11 protein-coding genes are annotated in these 17,622 nt (G+C 68.0%); 10 read left to right on the top strand and 1 reads right to left on the bottom strand.

Features of this window, described 5'->3' with window-relative positions; genetic code table 11:
• Window positions 1-74 precede the first annotated feature (74 nt).
• Window positions 75-2,498, bottom strand: coding sequence for a penicillin-binding protein 1A (locus ACZ5PP_RS16430; RefSeq protein WP_004299499.1), 2,424 nt, complete (start codon window positions 2,496-2,498; stop codon window positions 75-77).
• A gap of 187 nt (window positions 2,499-2,685) precedes the next feature.
• On the opposite strand from ACZ5PP_RS16430, the gene ACZ5PP_RS16435 reads away from it, so the two are divergent.
• From ACZ5PP_RS16435 to ACZ5PP_RS16480, 10 genes are all read left to right on the top strand, one after another.
• Window positions 2,686-3,762 carry a pilus assembly protein PilM gene (locus ACZ5PP_RS16435; RefSeq protein ID WP_004299498.1) on the top strand — a complete coding sequence of 359 codons (1,077 nt, stop codon included), beginning with the start codon at window positions 2,686-2,688 and terminating at the stop codon, window positions 3,760-3,762.
• The gene (locus ACZ5PP_RS16440; protein WP_004299497.1) at window positions 3,759-4,364 is read left to right on the top strand and encodes a PilN domain-containing protein; all 606 of its coding nucleotides are present in this window, start codon (window positions 3,759-3,761) and stop codon (window positions 4,362-4,364) included. The genes ACZ5PP_RS16435 and ACZ5PP_RS16440 overlap by 4 nt, the downstream gene beginning before the upstream one ends.
• The gene (locus ACZ5PP_RS16445) at window positions 4,361-5,035 is read left to right on the top strand and encodes a type IV pilus inner membrane component PilO (protein WP_004299496.1); all 675 of its coding nucleotides are present in this window, start codon (window positions 4,361-4,363) and stop codon (window positions 5,033-5,035) included. Before ACZ5PP_RS16440 ends, ACZ5PP_RS16445 begins: the two co-directional genes overlap by 4 nt.
• Entirely contained in the window at window positions 5,032-5,556 is a 525-nt protein-coding gene (locus ACZ5PP_RS16450; protein WP_004299495.1) for a pilus assembly protein PilP, read from the top strand. The genes ACZ5PP_RS16445 and ACZ5PP_RS16450 overlap by 4 nt, the downstream gene beginning before the upstream one ends.
• On the top strand, window positions 5,553-7,673 hold the full coding sequence (gene pilQ, locus ACZ5PP_RS16455; RefSeq protein WP_004299494.1) for a type IV pilus secretin PilQ: 2,121 nt from the start codon (window positions 5,553-5,555) through the stop codon (window positions 7,671-7,673). The genes ACZ5PP_RS16450 and pilQ overlap by 4 nt, the downstream gene beginning before the upstream one ends.
• 88 nt (window positions 7,674-7,761) lie before the next feature.
• A complete protein-coding gene (locus ACZ5PP_RS16460; RefSeq protein ID WP_004299493.1) occupies window positions 7,762-8,292 on the top strand; it encodes a shikimate kinase in 531 nt (176 codons plus the stop codon).
• The gene (gene aroB / locus ACZ5PP_RS16465) at window positions 8,280-9,362 is read left to right on the top strand and encodes a 3-dehydroquinate synthase (protein ID WP_464826304.1); all 1,083 of its coding nucleotides are present in this window, start codon (window positions 8,280-8,282) and stop codon (window positions 9,360-9,362) included. Before ACZ5PP_RS16460 ends, aroB begins: the two co-directional genes overlap by 13 nt.
• A 161-nt stretch (window positions 9,363-9,523) precedes the next feature.
• The gene (locus tag ACZ5PP_RS16470) at window positions 9,524-10,648 is read left to right on the top strand and encodes a deoxyguanosinetriphosphate triphosphohydrolase (RefSeq protein WP_004299491.1); all 1,125 of its coding nucleotides are present in this window, start codon (window positions 9,524-9,526) and stop codon (window positions 10,646-10,648) included.
• Window positions 10,649-11,425: 777 nt separating this feature from the next.
• Complete coding sequence (locus ACZ5PP_RS16475) at window positions 11,426-16,108, top strand: glutamate synthase-related protein (RefSeq protein ID WP_004299489.1); 4,683 nt, start codon at window positions 11,426-11,428, stop codon at window positions 16,106-16,108.
• Window positions 16,109-17,572, top strand: a complete 1,464-nt coding sequence (locus tag ACZ5PP_RS16480; RefSeq protein ID WP_004299478.1) for a glutamate synthase subunit beta — start codon at window positions 16,109-16,111, stop codon at window positions 17,570-17,572.
• The last annotated feature ends 50 nt before the right edge of the window (window positions 17,573-17,622 follow it).

Below are 17,622 nucleotides of genomic sequence, written 5' to 3' on the forward strand. Positions count from 1 at the left end.
CCGCGGAGTCGTCATCGCGGGTTCCGCCCCTTGCAGGATCGACGCGAGTCGCCATCCCGCGAGCGCCCGCCTGCTCAAGGCCGGATCGGCATCGGCCGGCGTTCCTCGACCGGGGCGGGCGCCTGTGCGCGCGCCGGGCTGGGCGGCGGCAGGATCAGCGGTGCCGGGCCGGGCGGGATCGCCTCGCTTTCGGCCTCCATCGCCGGTGCACTGTCGTTGGCGAACATGTCGCGCAGCCAGTCCGGAACCGGCGGCGGCGCGGGCGGAGCGTATTCGGCATACTGCCAGTCCTGGCTGGTGCCCAGACCGTTCTGCACCTGCATCAGGCCCTCGGGGCGCGGCAGTTCGACCTGCGGCGCGCCTTCGAGCGCGGAGGCCATGTAGTTGATCCAGATCGGCAGCGCGGCCGCGCCGCCGGTCTCGCCCTTGCCGAGGTTGCGCGGCTGGCTGTGGCCGACCCAGCTCACCGCGACGAGGTCCGGGTTGTAGCCGCAGAACCAGGCGTCGACGTAGTCGTTGGTGGTTCCGGTCTTCCCGGCGATGTCCTCGCGCTTGAGGCTGCGCGCGCGTGTCGCGGTGCCGCGCTGGACCACGTCGCGCATCATCGAGTCCATCAGCCAGGCGTTGCGCGCATCGATCACGCGCGGCGCGCTCTGGCCCGCCACCGGCGGGTCGGTACGCGCGATCAGGCGGCCGCTGCCGTCGTACATTTCCTTGACCACGAAGGGATCGACCCGGTAGCCGCCGTTCGCGAACACCGCGTAGCCCGCCGCCATCTGCCAGGGGGTGGCGGCGCCGGCGCCGAGCGCCATGGTCAGGTAGGGGGGATTCTGCGCGGGGTCGAAGCCGAAGCGGGCGAGGTAGTCGCGTGCGTAGTCGGGGGTGATCTTCTCCAGCAGCCGGATCGAGATCATGTTTTTCGAGCGCGCCAGGCCGTCGCGCAGGGTCATCGGTCCCGCATAGCGCCCGTCGTAGTTCTTCGGCTCCCAGGCCTTGCTGCCCGTGACCCCCGCCGGGTAGTAGAGCGGGTTGTCCTCGAGCACGCTTCCCGGACCGAACTGGCGGTCGAGCGCGGCCGAGAAGATGAAGGGCTTGAAGCTCGATCCGGGTTGGCGCACCGCCTGGGTCACATGGTTGAACTTGTTGCGGTGGAAGTCGAAGCCGCCGATCAGCGCGCGCACCGCGCCGCTGTGCGAGTCGATCGCCACCAGCGCGGCCTGCACTTCCGGCAGCTGTGCGAGCTCCCAACCATCCTTGCCGGTATTGCGCACGCGCACGATCGCCCCGCGGCGCACGCGTCGGGCTTGCGGGGCCTTGTCCGAGAGCATCGGCGCGACGAAGGACAGGCCCTTGCCGGTGATGCGGATCTCCTGGCCACGGCGGTAGGCGAGCACCTCCTTCGGGCTGGCCCTGAGCACCAGTGCGGCAAGCAGGTCGTCGTGGTCGTTGGTCTCGCCGAGTGCCTCGTCGAGTTGCTCGTCGGGCACCTGCCCGGAGGGCAGCTCGACGAAGGCCTCGGGGCCGCGATAGCCGTGGCGGCGGTCGTAGTCGAGCACGCCGCGGCGCAGCGCGGCGTAGGCCGCTTCCTGGTCCTTGCGGGTGACCGTGGTGATGATGCGGATGCCGAGCTCGTAGGCCTGCTCGCCGAACTGTTCCACCGCGATCTGGCGCGCCATCTCGGCGACGTAGTCTCCGGGGACGACGATGTCCTGGACGCGGCGGGCCGCGGCGATGTCGCGCTGGCTTTGCTTCGGAGTGGCGAAGGCGAGCGCATGCTGATACTGGGCGTCGTCGATGAAGCCGGCTTCGAGCATGCGGCGCAGGACGTATTGCTGCCGCACTGCGGCGCGCGCGGGGTTTACGATCGGGTTGAAGGCCGAGGGGGCCTTGGGAAGGCCGGCGAGCATCGCCGCTTCGGGCAGGGTGAGCTGTTCGAGTGTCTTCCCGTAGTAGGCGCGTGCAGCGGCGGCGAAGCCGTAGGCGCGCTGGCCGAGGAAGATCTGGTTGATGTAGAGCTCGAGGATCTGGTCCTTGCCGAGGTTCTGCTCGATCTTGAGCGAGAGCAGGATCTCGTAGAGCTTGCGGTTGTAGGTCTTCTCCCGGGAGAGGAAGAAATTGCGCGCGACCTGCATGGTGATCGTCGAGGCCCCCTGGCCGCGGCCCCCGGACGACAGGTTGGCGAGTGCGGCGCGGGCGAGGCCGAGCGGGTCGATGCCGCGGTGTTCGTAGAAGCGCTCGTCCTCGGCGGCGAGGATGGCGTGCTTGAGGTGGGAGGGAACCTCTGCGATGCGAACTACGTCACGGCGCTCCTCGCCGAACTCGCCGATGAGGTGGCCATCGGCCGTATATACTCGGAGCGGAACACGCGGCCGGTAGTCGGTGAGCGTGTCGAGCGCGGGCAGGTTGGGCCAGGCGAAGAACGCCATCGCCGCGAGCGTGGCGATGCCGAGAATGGCCAGCGCGAGCAGCGCTGCGATCGGATACAGGACCCAGCGCATGGGCAATCCAGGATGGTTTCGAGCGGAGCGGCATTATACGGGATGCGCCCGCGTGGCTCGTGTGTCCGTGGATGAGCCGGTCTCGACCGTGACGGGGTTCGCTTTACACCCCAATGGCTTGTTGCTAGCATGCTAGAGCGTTGCTGAGCAATAGCGCGTAACATAAAGAAATTCAAGGGTTTTCTTTGTGATCGACCTCCCCTTTTTCAGCCCTTCGGCGCGCCAGCTCGTCGGGCTCGACATCTCGTCTTCATCCGTGAAGCTCGTCGAGCTATCGGCCGGGGAAAAGGACGCTTACAAAGTGGAGCGCTATGCGGTCGAGACCCTGCCGCGCGATGCGGTGGTCGATGGCAACATCGCCAACCTCGACGCGGTGAGCGAATCCGTGCGGCGCGCGCTGCGCCGCTTCGGCTCCGGCGTGCGCAACGTGGCGCTCGCGTTGCCGTCGTCCTCGGTCATCACCAAGAAGATCATTCTCCCCGAAGGCCTGCGCGAGACCGAGATGGAGTTCGCGGTCGAGGCCGAGGCCAATCAGTACATCCCTTTCGCGCTCGAGGAGGTCAATCTCGACTTCCAGAGGATCGGCCCCGCACCCGGCAGCCCCGGGGATGTCGAGGTCCTGATCGCCGCCTCGCGCAAGGACAAGGTGGAGGATCGCGTCGCGGTGGCGCAGGCGGCCGGGCTCAAGGCGGTGATCGTCGATGTGGAGTCGCTGGCCACCGAGTCCGCCCTGGAGTTGGTGTGCCGGCAGTTGCCGCGCGGCGGAGCCGACCAGGTGATCGCGCTGGTCGACATCGGCGCCTCGGTCATGAACGTGACGATGTTCCGCAACGGCCACTCCATCTATTCGCGCGAGCAGGCCTTCGGCGGCAGCCAGTTGACCCAGGACATCGCACGCCAGTACGGCATGAGCTTCGAGGAAGCGGAATCCGCCAAGCGCGCCGGCTCGCTGCCCGACAGCTACCCGCGCGACCTGATGCGTCCTTTCATGGACAGCCTCGCGCTCGAGGTCTCGCGCGCCTTGCAGTTCTTCTTCACCTCCACGCCGTTCAACCAGGTCGACCACGTCGTGCTTGCGGGCGGCTGCGCGGTGCTGCCGGGACTCGGCGACGTCGTCGCGGCGCGTACGCAGGTCGATACGCTCATCGCCAATCCCTTCGCGAGCATGACCTTGAGCGGCAAGGTCCGCCCTAAGGCGCTGCTCGCCGACGCGCCGGCGCTGATGGTCGCGTGCGGGCTGGCGCTGCGGAGGTTCGACGCATGATCCGCATCAATCTGCTGCCGCACCGGATTGCCAAGCGCAGGCAGCGCAGGCGGCAGTTCTACGCGCTCGCCGGCAGCATGGTGCTGCTGGGGGCGCTGATCGGCTTCGGCGTGCACATGGTTTACACCGCACACATCGAGGACCAGGAGGCGCGCAACGCCTTCCTCAAGGAGGAGATCGTCCGGCTCGACCGCGAAATCGCGGAGATCCGCCGCCTGCGCGAACAGATCGATGCGATGCTGGCGCGCAAGCAGGTGATCGAGTCGCTGCAGGGGACCCGGGCCGAAACCGTGCATCTGTTCAACGAGCTCGCCCAGCGCCTGCCCGACGGCGTATATCTGAAATCGGTCAAGCAGACCGGCAGGCAGGTGAGGGTCGTCGGGCTGGCGCAGTCGAACGCGCGGGTGTCGCACTTCATGCGCAACGTCGAGGCTTCCGCCTTCCTGGAGCAGCCCCGGTTGATCGAGGCCAAGGCCGTCACCCAGGATAACCGCCGCTTGAGCGAGTTTTCCCTCGACATCGCCATCCGCCCGCCGGTGCAGGCGGAGCCCGAGGGGGCCGCCGGCGCCGCGAAGGCGGCCGCGAAGGGGACGCAAAAATGAGCTTCGATCTGGGCGCGCTGCGCGACGGCATCGACTTTCGCCGCCTGGCGGAGGATTTCCGCGGCCTTGATCCGCAGGATCCCGGCATGTGGCCCGCCGCGCCGCGCGTGGTGGTCGCGGTCTGTCTGCTGTTGCTTACGGTCGCCGGGTTCTGGTGGTTCGACTGGCAGGGCCAGGTCGAGACCCTGGAGGCGCGCCAGACCGAGGAGGTGCAGCTGCGCGAGAGCTGGGTGACGAAGAAGCGCCAGGCAGTCAATCTCGAGGAGCACCGCCGCCAGCTCGCCGAGATCGATCGCCAGTTCGGCGCCCTGCTCAAGCAGTTGCCCAACCGCGCCGAGATGGACTCGCTGCTTTCGGACATCAACCAGGCCGGCCTCGGGCGTGGCCTGCAGTTCGAGCTCTTCAAGCCGGGCGCGGACGTGATCAAGGAGTTCTACGCCGAGATGCCGATCGACGTGCGCGTGACCGGCGTCTATCACGATCTCGGGGAGTTCGTCGCCGACCTCGCCAGCATGCCGCGAGTGGTGACCCTGGGCGACGTCGGCATCGAGGCCGACAAGGATGGACGCCTCAAGCTGCAGGCCAAGGCGGTCACCTACCGCTACCTCGACGAGGAAGAGCTCGCGCAGCAACGCAAGGCGGCGCAGGCCGCGAAGCAGGGGAACAAATGATGAACAGGGCCGTGTTGATCGGCGCCTGTGTACTGCTCGCCGGCTGTGCCGGGGGTGGCCAGGACGACCTCGAGGCCTGGATGGGCGAGCAGGCCAAGACCATGCGCGGCGCGGTGCGGCCCCTGCCCGAATTGCGCCAGGTCGCGGTCGTCGCCTATGCGGGAACGCAGGGAGACGATCCCTTCCGCAGTGCGCGCATGGAGCCCGAGCGGCGGGCCTCGGCGAGCGCGCTGCGCCCCGACCTCGATCGCCGCCGCGAGCCGCTCGAGGCCTTCCCGCTCGAATCGCTGCAGATGGTGGGCGTGCTGATGCAGGGAAACAACACCCATGCGCTGGTCAAGGCGGGGACCGTGCTCCATCAGGTGAAGGCCGGGAACTACATGGGACAGAATTTCGGCGTGATCACTCTGGTCACCGAGAACGAGATCAAGCTGCGCGAACTGGTCGAGGATGTCTATGGCGACTGGGTTGAACGGACCAGCACGCTGACATTGCAGGAGCGCCAGGAGGCAGGAAAATGAGACACCGCATCGGAGTGCTGCTGACCGCAGCCGCTTTCGCAGGCCTGGCGCCCGCGCCTGCCGTGCTGGCCCAGGACGCGTCGCAGACGCAGAGCTTCGACAACCGGATCGAGGCGCTGGAGGTCGCCGAACAGGGCGGCGCGATCTACGTGCGCCTGACCCTGCGCGAGCCGCTCGCCAGCCCGCCGCCGAGCTTCAGCGTGGCCAACCCGGCGCGCATCGCCTTCGATTTTCCGGGTACCGCGAACGCCCTCGGGCGCAACGTGCAGACCATCGACCAGGGCGACCTGCGCAGCGCCAACATCGTCCAGGCCGGCGACCGCACCCGGCTCGTGCTCAACCTCACCCGCATGAGCCCCTACGAGGCGCGCGTGCAGGGTCGCGACCTCATCATCGCGCTCTCGCCGGCCGCTGCGCGCGCGGTGCAGGGCACGGCGGTGAGCGAAGCTGCGGCCAACTTCGCCGCGCCGCGTTCGAATGCGGCGGCCGCGGGCGGCCTCGCGGTGCGCGACATCAACTTCCGCCGCGGCGCCGGCGGCGAGGGGCGCGTGGTGGTCGACCTGTCGAATCCGGAGGCCGGCATCGACATCCGCCAGCAAGGCGGCAACCTGGTCGTCGACTTCCTGCAGGCCGCGTTGCCCGACCACCTGCGCCGCCGCTCCGACGTCACCGACTTCGCCACCCCGGTCACCTCGATGACGGCCCAGCAGGTGGGCGACCGCGTACGCCTGACCGTGACCCCGAACGGGCTGTGGGAGCACAACGCCTACCAGAGCGACAACCGCTTCGTGCTCGAGGTGCGGCGCGTCGCCGAGGACCCGACCAAGCTCGGCGGCGGGCGCAGCGACTACAAGGGCGACAAGCTCTCGCTGAACTTCCAGAATGTGGATGTGCGCTCGGTGCTGCAGGTCATCGCCGACTTCACCGACTTCAATATCATCACGTCCGACTCGGTGCAGGGCAACCTGACCCTGCGCCTGAAGGACGTGCCCTGGGACCAGGCGCTCGACATCATCCTGCAGGCCAAGGGCCTGGACATGCGCAAGAACGGCAACGTCATCTGGATCGCCCCGGGTGACGAACTCGCCGCGCGCGAGAAGCTGCAGCTCGAGGCCAAGGCGCAGATCGTCGACCTCGAGCCGCTGCAGACCGAGAGCTTCCAGATCAACTACCACAAGGCCAAGGAGATCTTCGATTTCCTCAAGAGCAAGGACCAGACCATGCTCTCGAAGCGTGGCAGCGTGGTGGTGGACGAGCGCAGCAACAAGGTCTTCGTGACCGACGTCGCCACCCGCTTGCAGGCCTTGCGCCGGCTGGTGCAGGAGATCGACGTGGCGCCGCGCCAGGTGCTGATCGAGGCGCGCATCGTCGAGGCCAACAAGACCTTCGCGCGCGATCTGGGGGTCCGGCTCGGTTTCGGCAGCAAGGGCGTCGCCTCGCTGGATGGTGCACGCCTCGGCTTTGGTTCGTCGTCGCTGACAGGGGGGGGGAGCAACAATCCCAACACCTTCACGCCGACCGTCGCGCAGTCGGGGACGGGGTTCATGCCGGTCGGCTACGGCTCACTCGGGCTCAGCCTGTTCAACAGCCGAGCCACCCGTTTCCTCAACCTCGAGCTGCAGGCTCTCGAGACCGATGGCCGTGGGCGGGTGGTTTCCAGCCCGCGCGTTCTCACCGCCAACCAGGTCGAGGCTTCGATCGAGCAGGGCACCGAGATTCCTTACCAGGAGGCGTCGAGCTCCGGCGCGACCAGCGTGTCCTTCAAGAAGGCGGTGCTGTCGCTCAAGGTCAAGCCGCAGATCACCCCCGACGGCCGCCTGCAGCTGTCGATCGAGGTCAACAAGGACCGCCCGCTCTACGAGCAGACCCTGCTCGGCGTGCCGCCGATCGAGACCAAGAACGTCAAGAGCGAGGTGCTGATCGAGAACGGCGGGACCGTCGTGATCGGTGGCATCTACGAGGAAGAGGAGTCGACCGGCGAGGACAAGGTGCCGGTGCTCGGCGACGTGCCGGTGCTCGGCCATCTGTTCAAGTCGCAGAGCAAGGTGTCGAACCGCAAGGAGCTCCTCGTCTTCATCACCCCGCGCATCGTCTCCGACGCGCTCACGCTGCGCTGAGTCCGGCGCTTCTGCTGATACAATCCCGAGGGCGGGCATCCGGCATGGATGCCCGCCCTTTTTCATCAGGATTTCCGGCGAGTCACGCGTGAGCTGTCTGATACTGATCGGCATGATGGGCGCCGGCAAGACCACGGTCGGCAAGGAACTGGCACGCAGGCGCCGGATGCGCTTCGCCGATTGCGACCAGGCGATCGTGGCGCGCACCGGCGTCAGCATTCCGACCATCTTCGAGCTCGAGGGCGAGGCGGGATTCCGCCGTCGCGAGACGCAGATGATCGACGAGCTCACCCGCGAGCCCGACCTCGTGCTCGCCACCGGCGGGGGGGTGGTCGTCACGCCGCTCAACCGCGAGCTGATGCGCGAGCGCGGCATCGTGATCTACCTCGACGTGCCGACGCAGGTGCTGTTCGAGCGCACCCGTCACGACCGCAACCGCCCGCTGCTGCAGGTCGAAAATCCGCGCCAGCGCATCGAGGAACTCCACCGCGCGCGCGACCCCCTCTATCGCGAGACCGCCCACATCATCCTCGCAGGCGGCCGCGGCAACCCCTGCAACATGGTGCGCCAGATCGAGGAGGCGCTCGCCCGCTACAAGGCCGACACATGCAGACCCTGAACGTGGCGCTCGGCGAGCGCGCCTATCCCATCCACATCGGCCGCGGCCTGCTCGGGCGCGCCGACCTGATCCTGCCTCACCTGAAGACGCAGCGCGTCGCCATCGTCACCAACGAGGTGGTGGGCCCGCTCTACCTCGAACGCCTGCGCGCCGGCCTCGAGGACGCGGGCGTGCGCACCGCCGCGGTGGTGCTGCCCGATGGCGAGGCGCACAAGGACTGGGAGACGCTCGCCCGCATCTTCGACATGCTGCTCGCCGAGCGCTGCGAGCGCTCCACCACCCTGGTCGCGCTCGGCGGCGGGGTGGTGGGCGACATGGGCGGCTTCGCCGCGGCCTGCTACCAGCGCGGCATGCCCTTCATCCAGGTGCCGACCACGCTGCTGTCGCAGGTCGACTCCTCGGTGGGCGGCAAGACCGCGATCAACCACCCGCTCGGCAAGAACATGATCGGCGCCTTCTACCAGCCCAGGCTGGTGCTCGCCGACATCGACACCCTCGACACCCTGCCCGATCGCGAGCTCTCCGCCGGCCTGGCCGAGGTGATCAAGTACGGCCTGATCCGCGACCCCGGCTTCCTCGCCTCGCTGGAGCTCAATCTGGACCGCCTGATGGCGCGCGACACCGATGCGCTCGCGTGGGCGATCGAGCGCTCCTGCCGCAACAAGGCCGAGGTGGTGGCAGCCGACGAGACCGAGCAGGGCGAGCGCGCGCTGCTCAATCTCGGTCACACCTTCGGTCACGCCATCGAAACAGGCCTCGGCTACGGCGAATGGCTGCACGGCGAGGCGGTCGCGGCCGGCACGATGATGGCCGCCGAGCTGTCGCGCCGCCTGGGCTGGATCGACGCCGCCGCGGTGGCGCGCATCGAGGCGCTGCTCGAGCGCGCCCGCCTGCCGGTGTGGGGCCCGCGGCTCGGCGTCGAGCGCTATGTCGAGCTGATGTCGCACGACAAGAAGGTCGAGGCTGGCAAGCTGCGCCTGGTGCTGCTGCGCGCGCTCGGGTGCGCGGTGATGCACGGCGAGGCCCCGGCCGGCGAGATCGCCGCGGCGATCGAGGCGCGCTGCCGCTGAGTTCGCGGCGATCGAGGCGCGCTGCCGCTGAGTTCGCGGCGAGCGCGGTCGAGGGCGCTCCCGCTGCGTGCTCCGCCGTCGTGGGCGCGGGCATGCCCGCGAATGGGGCGGCGAGGAACGTCCGCCCGCTGTCGTCTTGCTGCGCCAATTCAGGAGCCTGCATGCTGCAACTCGCCCCCTATGCCGTCACCGAGACCGCGTCGCGCGGCCGTGTTCATGACGAGCCTGCCCCGGTCGCGCGCGGCCAGTTCCAGCGCGACCGCGACCGCATCGTGCATTCCACCGCCTTCCGCCGCCTGGAATACAAGACCCAGGTGTTCGTGAACCACGAGGGCGATCTGTTCCGCACCCGACTCACGCACAGCATCGAGGTGGCCCAGCTCACCCGCGGCATCGCGCGCGAGCTCGGCCTCAACGAGGATCTCGCCGAGGCCATCGCGCTCGCGCACGACCTCGGCCATACCCCCTTCGGCCACGCCGGGCAGGACGCGCTCAACGCCTGCATGAAGGACTACGGCGGCTTCGAGCACAACCTGCAGTCGCTTCGAACGGTGGACCTGCTGGAAGACCGCTATGCAGGCTTCGACGGGCTGAACCTGATGTTCGAGACGCGCGAGGGCATCCTCAAGCACTGCTCGCGTGCCAACGCCGAGCGCCTCGGCGAGCTCGGCCAGCGCTTCCTCGACGGCACCCAGCCCTCGCTCGAGGCCCAGCTCGCCAACCTCGCCGACGAGATCGCCTACAACAATCACGACGTGGATGACGGCCTGCGCTCGGGGCTGATCACGCTCGAGCAGCTCGACGAGGTGCCGATCTTCGCGGTGCAGCGGCGCGAGGCCGAGGCGCGCTGGTCGGGTCTTTCGGGGCGCAAGCTGATCAACGAGACGGTGCGGCGCATGATCCACCTGATGGTGATCGACCTCATCGAACAGACTCGCGCCAACATCGCCGCCGAGGGGGTGGCGACGCTCGCCGACGTCCATGCCGCACCGCGCCTGGTGGCGTATTCCGACGCGCTGCTGCCGCGTCTGCGCGAGCTCAAGGTCTTTCTGCGCGACAAGCTCTACCGCCACTACCAGGTGCTGCGCATGACCAACAAGGCGCGCCGCATCGTCGGTGACCTGTTCGCGGCGTTCATGGACGATCCCCACATCCTGCCGCCGCAGTATCAGGCAATGGCGCGCGAGGACAAGCCGCGCGCCATTGCCGACTACATCGCCGGCATGACCGACCGCTACGCGATGAAGGAGCACCGGCGCCTGTTCGCGGTGGGGGAGATTTATTGAGACGGGGGCTTCCTGCATGCTCGGTGCAGTCTCCGGACTGCACGGCGAGTCGGGTCGGCTGAATCGCGACTGGCGTCGCTCCCACGGGCAAGTCGAGCACCATGGCGCGCATCGGTCACGGCGGCGGGGTGGGCGGTGGTTTTCGTAGGAGCGACGCGAGTCGCGATCCATGCATGCGAGCCCCCGCGGCGCTCGTTTGCGCGCCGCACATCGGGTTCGCCGAATCGCGACTGGCGTCGCTCCCACGGGCAAGCCGAGCACCATGGCGCGCATCGGGCGCGGCGGCGGGGTGGGCGGTGGTTTTCGTAGGAGCGACGCGAGTCGCGATCCATGCATGCGAGCCCCCGCGGCGCTCGTTTGCGCGCCGCACATCGGGTTCGCCGAATCGCGACTCGCGTCGCTCCCACGGGCAAGCCGAGCGTCGCGGTGCCATTCGGCTGCGGGGGGCGACTGCGGGGTCTCGGAGAGGCCGCCCGGCGGGTGTTTTCGTCGCGTGCCGCAGTGCAAAAAAACTGTTGAATCCGGCGAGCTTTGGGGGGTATAGTTTTTCGACCGCAGCGAACAGGACGGTAGTGTCCAAAATGGTGCATGAGGCCTGAAAAGGTCGCCCTTCGACCCTGTGGAATCGCTGTTTCTGCACCAGATTGGTGCAGACTACAAAGCCGGTGCGCGCGCGCCCGGCTTTTTTGTGCGCGTTCGGTTTGTCGGCGACGGCCTTTCGGCCGATTTCGTCCGACCCCGAGCACGTGATCTTGAGTGTCGTTTGAGGAATCGAAGATGGATCTGCCCCAAAAGCAGGGTCTGTATGACCCCGCCAATGAACACGATGCCTGTGGCGTGGGTTTCATCGCCCACATCAAGGGCGAGAAACGTCATGACATCATTCTGCAGGGCCTCGAGATCCTGAAGAACCTCGACCATCGCGGCGCGGTGGGGGCCGACCCGCTGCAGGGCGACGGCGCGGGCATCCTGATCCAGATCCCCGACCAGCTCTACCGCGAGGAGATGGCGGCGCAGGGCGTGACCCTGCCGTTGCCCGGCGAGTACGGCGTCGGCATGGTGTTCATGCCCAAGGAAGCCGCCTCGCGCCTCGCCTGCGAGCAGGAGATCGAGCGTGCGGTCGTGGCCGAAGGCCAGGTCGTGCTCGGCTGGCGCGACGTGCCGGTCAACCGCGACATGCCGATGTCGCCCACGGTCAAGGCCATGGAGCCGATGATCCGCCAGATCTTCATCGGCCGCGGTCCCGACGTCATGGTCACCGAGGCGCTCGAGCGCAAGCTCTACGTCGTGCGCCGCCGCTCCGCCAACGCCATCGGCGCGCTCAAGCTCAAGCACGCCAAGGAGTTCTACATGGTGTCGTGCTCGGCACGCACCGTGAACTACAAGGGCCTGCTGCTCGCCGACCAGGTCGGCGAGTACTACCCCGACCTGCGCGATGCGCGTGCGGTGTCGGCGCTGTCGCTGGTGCACCAGCGCTTCTCGACCAACACCTTCCCGAAGTGGAACCTCGCCCACCCGTTCCGCTACATCGCACACAACGGCGAGATCAATACCCTGCGCGGCAACTACAACTGGATGCGCGCGCGCGAGAAGGGCGTGCATTCGCCGCTGCTCGGCGACGACCTGCAGAAGATCTGGCCGCTGATCTACCCCGGCCAGTCCGACTCGGCCTCCTTCGACAACGCGCTCGAGCTGCTGGTGATGAGCGGCTACTCGCTCGCCCACGCGATGATGATGATGATCCCCGAGGCCTGGGAGTCGCACACGCAGATGGACGAGAAGCGCCGCGCCTTCTACGAGTACCACGCGGCGATGATGGAGCCCTGGGACGGCCCCGCGGCGGTGGCCTTTACCGACGGCCGCCAGATCGGTGCCACCCTCGACCGCAACGGCCTGCGTCCGGCGCGCTACCTGATCACCGACGACGACCTCGTGGTGATGGCCTCCGAGTCCGGCGTGCTGCCCATCGCGGACAGCAAGATCGTCAAGAAGTGGCGCCTGCAGCCCGGCAAGATGTTCCTGATCGACATGGAGCAGGGCCGCATCATCGGCGACCAGGAGATCAAGGAGTCGCTCGCCCACGCCAGGCCCTACGCCGACTGGCTGCGCCGCATCAACATCAAGCTCGACACCCTCGAGGCGCCGGCCGTGCTCGACACCGCCGCCGCCGACGAGCGCGTCGCGCCGCTGCTCGATCGCCAGCAGGCCTTCGGCTACACGCAGGAGGACATCAAGTTCATCCTCGAGCCGATGGGCAAGGCAGGTGAGGAAGGCACCGGCTCGATGGGCAACGACTCGCCGCTGGCGGTGCTGTCCTCGAAGAACAAGCCGCTGTTCAACTACTTCCGCCAGCTCTTCGCGCAGGTCACCAACCCGCCGATCGATCCGATCCGCGAGCAGATGGTGATGTCGCTGGTGTCCTTCATCGGCCCGCGCCCCAACCTGCTCGAGATCAACGAGATCAACCCGCCCTTCCGCCTCGAGGTGAGCCAGCCCGTGCTCGACTTCGAGGGCATGGCCAAGATCCGCAACATCGCGCGCTACACGCAGAACAAGTTCCGCTCCGCCGAGCTGGACATCTGCTACCCGGCGGAGTGGGGCAACGAGGGCGTCGAGGCGCGCCTGGCCTCGCTGTGTGCCGACGCCGAGAACGCGGTGCTGGCGGGCACCAACATCCTCATCGTGTCCGACCGCAAGCTCGCCGCCGACCGCGTCGCCATCCCCGCGCTGCTGGCGCTGTCCGCGATCCACCAGCACCTGGTGGAGAAGGGCCTGCGCACCCGCACCGGCCTGGTGGTCGAGACCGGCTCGGCGCGCGAGGTGCATCACTTCGCGGTGCTCGCCGGCTACGGCGCCGAAGCCGTGCATCCCTACCTCGCGCTCGAGACCCTGGCCCACCTGGCCGACGACGCCGAGACCGCGGCCAAGTACGTCAAGCACTTCGTCAAGGCGATCGGCAAGGGCCTGATGAAGGTGATGTCCAAGATGGGCATCTCGACCTACATGTCCTACACCGGCGCTCAGATCTTCGAAGCCGTCGGCCTCAAGCAGGCGCTGCTCGACAAGTACTTCACCGGCACCACCAGCCAGGTCGAGGGCATCGGCGTGTTCGAGGTGATGGAAGAATCCATCCGCCTGCACAAGGCCGCCTTCGGCACCGACCCGGTGCTGCACGACATGCTCGACGCCGGCGGCGAGTATGCCTTCCGCATCCGCGGCGAGGAGCACATGTGGACGCCGGACGCGATCGCCAAGCTGCAGCACGCCACGCGCTCGGGCAAGGCCGACACCTACAAGGAATACGCCAAGATCATCAACGACCAGAGCCGCCGCCACATGACGCTGCGCGGCCTGTTCGAGCTCAAGGCCGCGCTCACCCCGGTGCCGCTCGACGAGGTTGAGCCCGCCAAGGAGATCGTCAAGCGCTTCGCCACCGGCGCGATGTCGCTCGGCTCGATCTCCACCGAGGCGCACACCACGCTTGCGGTGGCGATGAACCGCATCGGCGGCAAGTCGAACACCGGCGAGGGCGGCGAAGACCCGATGCGTTTCAAGCCGCTGACCGAGGCGATCAAGCTGTCGCAGGTGATCGGCGAGAAGCGCATCGCGCGCGACCTCGACCTCAACGCCGGCGACTCGCTGCGCTCGGCGATCAAGCAGGTGGCCTCGGGCCGCTTCGGCGTCACCACCGAGTACCTGGTCAACGCCGACCAGATCCAGATCAAGATGGCCCAGGGCGCCAAGCCCGGCGAGGGCGGCCAGCTGCCCGGCCACAAGGTCTCGGAGTACATCGGCTTCCTGCGTCACTCGGTGCCGGGCGTTGGCCTCATCTCGCCGCCGCCGCACCACGACATCTACTCCATCGAGGACCTCGCGCAGCTCATCCACGACCTCAAGAACACCAACCCGGCCGCGAGCATCTCGGTCAAGCTGGTGTCCGAGATCGGCATCGGAACGGTGGCGGCGGGCGTGGCCAAGGCCAAGGCCGACCACATCGTGGTTGCCGGCCATGACGGCGGCACCGGTGCGAGCCCGTGGAGCTCGATCAAGCACGCCGGCTCGCCGTGGGAGCTCGGGCTGGCCGAGACGCAGCAGACCCTGGTGCTCAACCGCCTGCGCGGACGCGTGCGCCTGCAGGTCGACGGCCAGATCAAGACCGGCCGCGACGTCGTCATCGGCGCGCTGCTCGGCGCCGACGAGTTCGGCTTCGCCACCGCGCCGCTCGTCGTCGAGGGCTGCATCATGATGCGCAAGTGCCACCTCAACACCTGCCCGGTCGGCGTCGCCACCCAGGACCCGGTGCTGCGCGCGCGCTTCTCGGGCCAGCCCGAGTACGTGGTCAACTACTTCTTCTTCGTCGCCGAGGAAGTGCGCGAGCTGATGGCGCAGCTCGGCGTGCGGACCTTCGACGAGCTCATCGGCCGTGCCGACCTGCTCGACATGAAGAAGGGCATCGCGCACTGGAAGGCGCAGGGCCTCGACTACTCGCGCATCTTCTACCTGCCCAACGTGCCCGCCGAGGTGCCGCGCCTGCATCGCGAGACGCAGGACCACGGCCTCGACAAGGCACTCGACAGGCAGCTCGTCGTGCTCGCCAAGCCGGCACTGGAGAAGGGTGAGAAGGTCAACATCGACCTGCCGGTGCGCAACATCAACCGCACCGTGGGCGCGATGCTCTCGGGCGAGGTGGCCAAGCGCTACGGCCATGCCGGCCTGCCCAACGACACCATCCACATCCGCCTCAACGGCACCGCCGGGCAGAGCTTCGGCGCCTTCCTGGCGCGCGGCGTCACGCTCGAGCTGGTGGGCGAGGGCAACGACTACGTCGGCAAGGGCCTTTCGGGCGGCCGCATCATCGTGCGCCCGAAGGCCGAGTTCCGCGGCGACACGCCGCAGAACATCATCGTCGGCAACACCGTGCTCTACGGCGCGACCGAGGGCGAGGTCTACTTCGCCGGCGTCGCGGGCGAGCGCTTCGCGGTGCGCAACTCCGGCGCCACCGCGGTGGTGGAGGGCGTGGGCGACCACGGCTGCGAGTACATGACCGGCGGCACCGTGGTCGTGCTCGGCGAGACCGGGCGCAACTTCGCCGCCGGCATGTCGGGCGGCGTGGCCTACGTGCTCGACGAGGACGGCACGTTCGAGCAGCGCTGCAACATGGCGCAGGTCGCGCTCGAGCCGCTGCCCGAGGAGATCGCCGCGCGCAAGGGCTCGGAGTCGGGCGACGAGCTCGAGTCCCACGGCCGCGTCGACATCGACCACCTGACGATGGGCGACGAGCTCATCCTCAAGGGCCTGATCGAGCGCCACGTCCGCTTCGCCAGCAGCGTGCGTGCGCGCGAGATCCTGAACAACTGGGGCCTCTGGCGGAAGAAGTTCGTCAAGGTGTTCCCGCACGAGTACCGCCGCGCGCTGACCGAGATGGCTCAGCAGCGCGAAGCTGAGAAGGAGGCCGCATAAATGGGCAAGCCCACCGGATTCATGGAATATCAGCGTCTGTCCGAGGCCTACGAGCCGGTCGACAAGCGCCTGAAGACCTACAAGGAGTTCGTCGTCCGCCTCACCGACGAGCAGGCGTCGGTCCAGGGCGCGCGCTGCATGGACTGCGGCATCCCGTTCTGCAACAACGGCTGCCCGGTCAACAACATCATCCCGGACTGGAACGACCTCGTGTATCGCGGCCACTGGCGCGAGGCGATCGAGGTGCTGCACTCGACCAACAACTTTCCCGAGTTCACCGGCCGCATCTGCCCCGCACCCTGCGAGGCGGCGTGCACGCTGAACATCAACACCGACGCGGTGGGCATCAAGTCGATCGAGCACGCGATCATCGACAAGGCCTGGGAAGAGGGCTGGGTGGTGCCGCAGCCGGCCGAGGTCAAGACGGGCAAGAAGGTCGCCGTGGTCGGCTCCGGCCCGGCCGGCCTCGCGGCCGCGCAGCAGCTCGCGCGCGCCGGCCACGACGTCACCGTGTTCGAGAAGAACGACCGCATCGGCGGCCTGCTGCGCTACGGCATCCCCGACTTCAAGATGGAGAAGTCGCTGATCGACCGCCGTGTCGAGCAGCTCCAGGCCGAGGGCGTGGTGTTTCGCACTGGCGTGCTGGTCGGCGCGCAGAATGTGCCCGCCGGCATCGTCAATGATGCGAAGCAGGTCGTCAGCGCCGAGCAGCTCAAGCAGGACTTCGACGCCGTGGTGCTCGCCGGCGGCTCCGAGATCCCGCGCGACCTGCCGGTGCCGGGCCGCGAGCTCGGCGGCGTGCATTACGCGCTCGAGTTCCTCATCCCGCAGAACAAGCAGGTCGCCGGCGACAAGCCCAATCCGATCTCGGCCAAGGGCAAGCACGTGGTGGTGATCGGCGGTGGCGACACCGGCTCCGACTGCGTGGGCACCTCCAACCGCCACGGCGCAGCCAGCGTGACCCAGTTCGAGCTCATGCCGATGCCGCCCGAGCAGGAGAACAAGGCGCTGACCTGGCCCTACTGGCCGACCAAGCTGCGCACCTCGTCCTCGCACGAGGAAGGTTGCGAGCGCGACTTCGCCGTCGCCACCAAGGAGTTCATCGGCAAGAACGGCAAGGTCAAGGCGCTCAAGGCCTGTCGCCTGGAGTTCAAGGACGGCAAGATGTCCGAGGTGCCGGGCTCCGAGTTCGAGATCAAGGCCGACCTGGTGCTGTTCGCGATGGGCTTCACCCAGCCGGTGGGCGGCGTGCTCGAAGCCTTCGGTGTGGACAAGGACGCCCGCGGCAATGCCAAGGCGAGCACCGACGGTGCGGGCAGCTACACCACGAACGTGCCCAAGGTCTTCGCCGCCGGCGACATGCGCCGCGGACAGTCGCTGGTGGTGTGGGCGATTCGTGAGGGCCGCCAGTGCGCCCGTGCGGTCGATGAGTTCCTGATGGGTGAGAGCTTGTTGCCCCGATAGGCGAATCGCCCACGAGGGGAGAGTTGACGATTGCGGGCCGACCGGCCCGC

It is taken from the genome of Thauera sp. DNT-1 (genome assembly GCF_055393985.1).